Here is a 3,475-nt window from a genome sequence, read left to right as displayed (position 1 = left end):
CCGCCGCGGTGGCCACCGTGCGCTGCGGCGAGGCCACCACCACGGGCGGGGACGGGGTCTCCACCGCGGGCGAGGGCCGGTCCACGGTGTAGGTGAACCCTTCGATGCTGCACGTGCCTTCGATGCAGCCGACGGCCGGCGTGGGCGGCTCGCCGAAGTGGCTCTGCCAGTCCGGGCCCAGGTTCAGCGGCTCCGCGATGGGGCGCTGATCCTTGCCCTGCCCGATGAAGGCCTGCATCACGCCCTCCTCGGTGACGAACAGCTCCAGGCGCGCCTCACCCTGGGGGGACGGCTGGCCCAGCATGGTGCCGCTGCGCTCGCCCAGCGCCCACTCCAGGGCCAGGGGCGCGCCCGCGCCATGGTGCACCAGGGCCACGTAGCGGCCGTCCCGGCCCATCAGCATCAGCGCGGCCACCGCGTCCGGCGGCGGGCCCTCCAACAGGGCCTTCACGCGGCGCTTCATCGTGGGGGGCGGCGATTCGGCGCGCACGCGCGCGGTCAGCCGGGCGACGCCGCCCACCAGCCCCATCACGTCCGCGCGCACCCGTCCCACGCGCGCCACGTTCTCGTCCTTGCTCGCGAAGAAAAGCGGGAGGTTCAGGGGCGGGAAGACGACGGCCTTGTTCTCGAAGAGCACGGGCCTGCCGGCCATGGGAACCGCCAGTTGATCCGGCCCCTCGCCCACCGTCACGCGCTGCTTGCCCGGGAGCACGTCCTCGCGCCGGCCGGGGGCGCTGCGCTGCGGGTCCGCGTGCGCGTGCTCCGCCATGATGGCGGCGCCCGGCATCACCGGCTGCGCCCGGACCTGTCCGCCGCGGTAGTACGCCACGCCCAGCACGCCCACCGACGCCAGCACCAGCAGCGTCGCGGTCGTCTGCGCCACCACGCGCACCGCGCTCCTCACGGTCCGCTTCGCCCGCTCCATGCGCGTCAGCCGCATGGGAGGCATGGACAGCATGCCGCCGGGCACCAGCGGTTCCAGCTCCGCGATGAGCGCGCCCACCGTCTGGTAGCGGTCATCCGGATCCGGCTTGAGGCACCGCATCACGATGGCGTCCACGCGCGGGTCCAGCCCCGAGCGCTTGCGCGACGGAGGATCGAAGGTGCCCAGCGGCACCTCGCCGGTGAAGGTCTCGTAGAGGATGACGCCCAGGGAGAAGATGTCCGCGCGCGCGTCCGCGCTCTTCGCGTCCACGCGCTGCTCGGGCGCCATGTACGAGATGGTCCCCATGGACACGTGCGTGGACGTGAGCGCGTAGCGCGACGCCACCGTGGAGTCGTCCAGGAAGGACGCGAGCCCGAAGTCGGACACCTTCGCGATGCCGCCGGCCTGCTGATCCAGCAGGATGTTCTCCGGCTTCAGGTCGCGGTGGATGACGCCCCGGCCGTGCGCGTATTCGATGGCGCGGCAGATCTCCAGCATCCGGCGCAGCAGCACCGGCGTGTCCATCTGCGGGCTGCGCATGAGCTCGCGCAGGGACGGCCCGTCCACGAACTCCATCACCAGGTAGTAGGTGTTCTCCGTCTTCCCCTTGTCGACGATGGCGACGACGTGGGGGTGGCTCAGCGTCGCCAGCGCGGCGGCTTCCTTCTGGAAGCGCGCGATGAACGACGGGTCCTTGGCCAGCTCCGTGTTGAGCAGCTTTACCGCGACCGTGCGGCCAAGCGAGAGCTGGGTGGCCTTGTGGACCTCCCCCATGCCACCGGCACCAACGAGCTTCTCCAGGCGGTAGCCGCTGATGAGGTCAGGGGTCCGGGCACGGCTGATGGCGGTGGGCTCAATCGAGGACATGGGCGGGTCGCAGGGCGGCGAGGGTAGCAGAAACGGGGCGCCGCGTTACCGCTCCTCGCCTGCTCCCGGCTCCCTCCCCGTCCGCATGGCGGGCGGGCAGCCGTGACCCGGGTGCGCTCAGGTATCCCCGGAGGCGGGGCGCAGCACGCTGGTGAGGTTGGTGCGCACCTGGGACAGCGAGGAGCGCATGTTCGCGTGCCGCACCGACGCGCCAATGGCCCGCGCCAGCGACTTGAGCAGCGACACCTCTTCGGGGCGCCACACGCGCGCCTGGTGGCAGTCCTCGAAGGCCACGAACCCCCACCACTGCTTGGCCGGGATGATGGGGCACAGGAGCACGGACTGGACGCCCTGGCGCTCCAGGACCTCGCGCATCAGGGGCGGCGCCTCGCGGGACGCGCAGGACACCACCATCCCCGCCTCCAGCATGTCCATCCAGGAGAGCGCGTAGTCGCGCATCGCGAACGCGCGCAGCACCGGGTGCGCGTGCGGGGACACGACGCCGGGCTCCGCCCACGCGTGGCGCAGGTCCGTGAGGAACCGGCCCGCCAGATTGGTGGTGCGGTTCTCGAAGATGCAGGCGCGATCCACCTTCAGGGTGCGGGCCACCATGCCCAGCGCTTCCGCGCCCGTGGCCGCGCACAGGCCCTTGTCCAGCAGCAACCGGGAGGCTTCGGACACCTTCGTGAACGCTTCCACCATGACCGTCTCGCTTGAAGGGGGGGAGGGGGACGCCCCTTCTTGTCGTGGATGCACCGGCATCCACCTAAAGCCCATTAAGCAGGATTCTTCTGTCGCTGTCAAATGGTGGTTTTGCTGAAACCCTAAGAAGAAGAATGTTTTGGAGCGTCCGGTGCCGGAAACGACGACAGGGGCACCCTCGTGAAGAGGGAGCCCCCGTCGGGCACGGCGTCCTTGGCTCGGGGACTACTTGGTGCCGGGCGCCTTGACGGACTCGGTGGTGGTCTCGGTCTTCGTCTCGGTGGTCTTGTCGAGGGTCTTCGAGCCGGTGGTGCCCTGCTTGAGGGTCTGCGTGCGGCCGGAGGGCTTGGTCTCGCTCTTCGCCTCGGTCTTGGTCTCCGTCTTGGTCTCCGTGGAGGGGTCGGCCTTCACGTCGCTGGACGCGGGGGCCGTCTCCGTCTTGGCGGCGGGCGCCTTGGCGGGAGTGGTGGCGAAGGCGGCGGTGGCGGCGAACAGGGCGGCGGCGGCGATGAAGGTCTTCATGATGGGTCTCGAAGGTCTGATGACGCTCTGCCAGCGCGTGATTGCGTGGTCATCGTCATCGCGGGTGTAGAGGGGACAGCGGGTTTCTTTATTCAGTCGGAACACGCGCGCTGGAAGACGGTGGAGGCTTCCCGCGCACGGCATCGCACGAACGACAACAGGGGCACCTTCGTGAAGAAGGCGCCCCTGTCGGGCACGGCGTCATGTCCGTCCCTTGGAGGCGGGCAGACGGTGCTGCGGCGGGATTACTCCGCGGCCTTCTCGGTCTTCTCGGTGGTCTTGGTGGTGGTCTTCTTGGAGGACTTCTTGCCCGCGGGCTTGGCCTCGGTCTTGGTCTCCGTCTTGGCCTCGGTCTTCACTTCACCGGTCGCGGGAGCAGGCGCGGCAGCTTCGGTCTTCGCCTCGGCGGCGGGAGCCGGCTGCGCGGCGGGGGCGGCGGCGGGCGCGGGGGAGTTGGCG

Annotated in this window: 3 protein-coding genes and 1 pseudogene; all 4 read right to left on the bottom strand. The window is 70.3% G+C overall.

Annotation, left to right across the window (positions count from 1 at the left end; all coding sequences use genetic code 11):
- The coding region (locus D7X74_RS40600) for a serine/threonine-protein kinase (RefSeq protein WP_147446877.1) at positions 1 to 1,792 on the bottom strand (1,792 nt) is incomplete at its 3' end.
- A gap of 117 nt (positions 1,793 to 1,909) precedes the next feature.
- The gene (locus tag D7X74_RS40595) at positions 1,910 to 2,494 is read right to left on the bottom strand and encodes a GAF domain-containing protein (protein ID WP_120538281.1); all 585 of its coding nucleotides are present in this window, start codon (positions 2,492 to 2,494) and stop codon (positions 1,910 to 1,912) included.
- Between the two features lie 225 nt (positions 2,495 to 2,719).
- A complete protein-coding gene (locus D7X74_RS40590; RefSeq protein WP_120538280.1) occupies positions 2,720 to 3,016 on the bottom strand; it encodes a hypothetical protein in 297 nt (98 codons plus the stop codon).
- A 245-nt stretch (positions 3,017 to 3,261) separates the two neighbouring features.
- Positions 3,262 to 3,475: pseudogene (locus tag D7X74_RS43815) on the bottom strand (hypothetical protein); the annotation flags it as partial.

The organism is Corallococcus sp. CA047B, from assembly GCF_003612065.1.
Lineage (GTDB): Bacteria > Myxococcota > Myxococcia > Myxococcales > Myxococcaceae > Corallococcus > Corallococcus praedator.
This window is presented reverse-complemented; position numbering and strand designations above follow the sequence as displayed.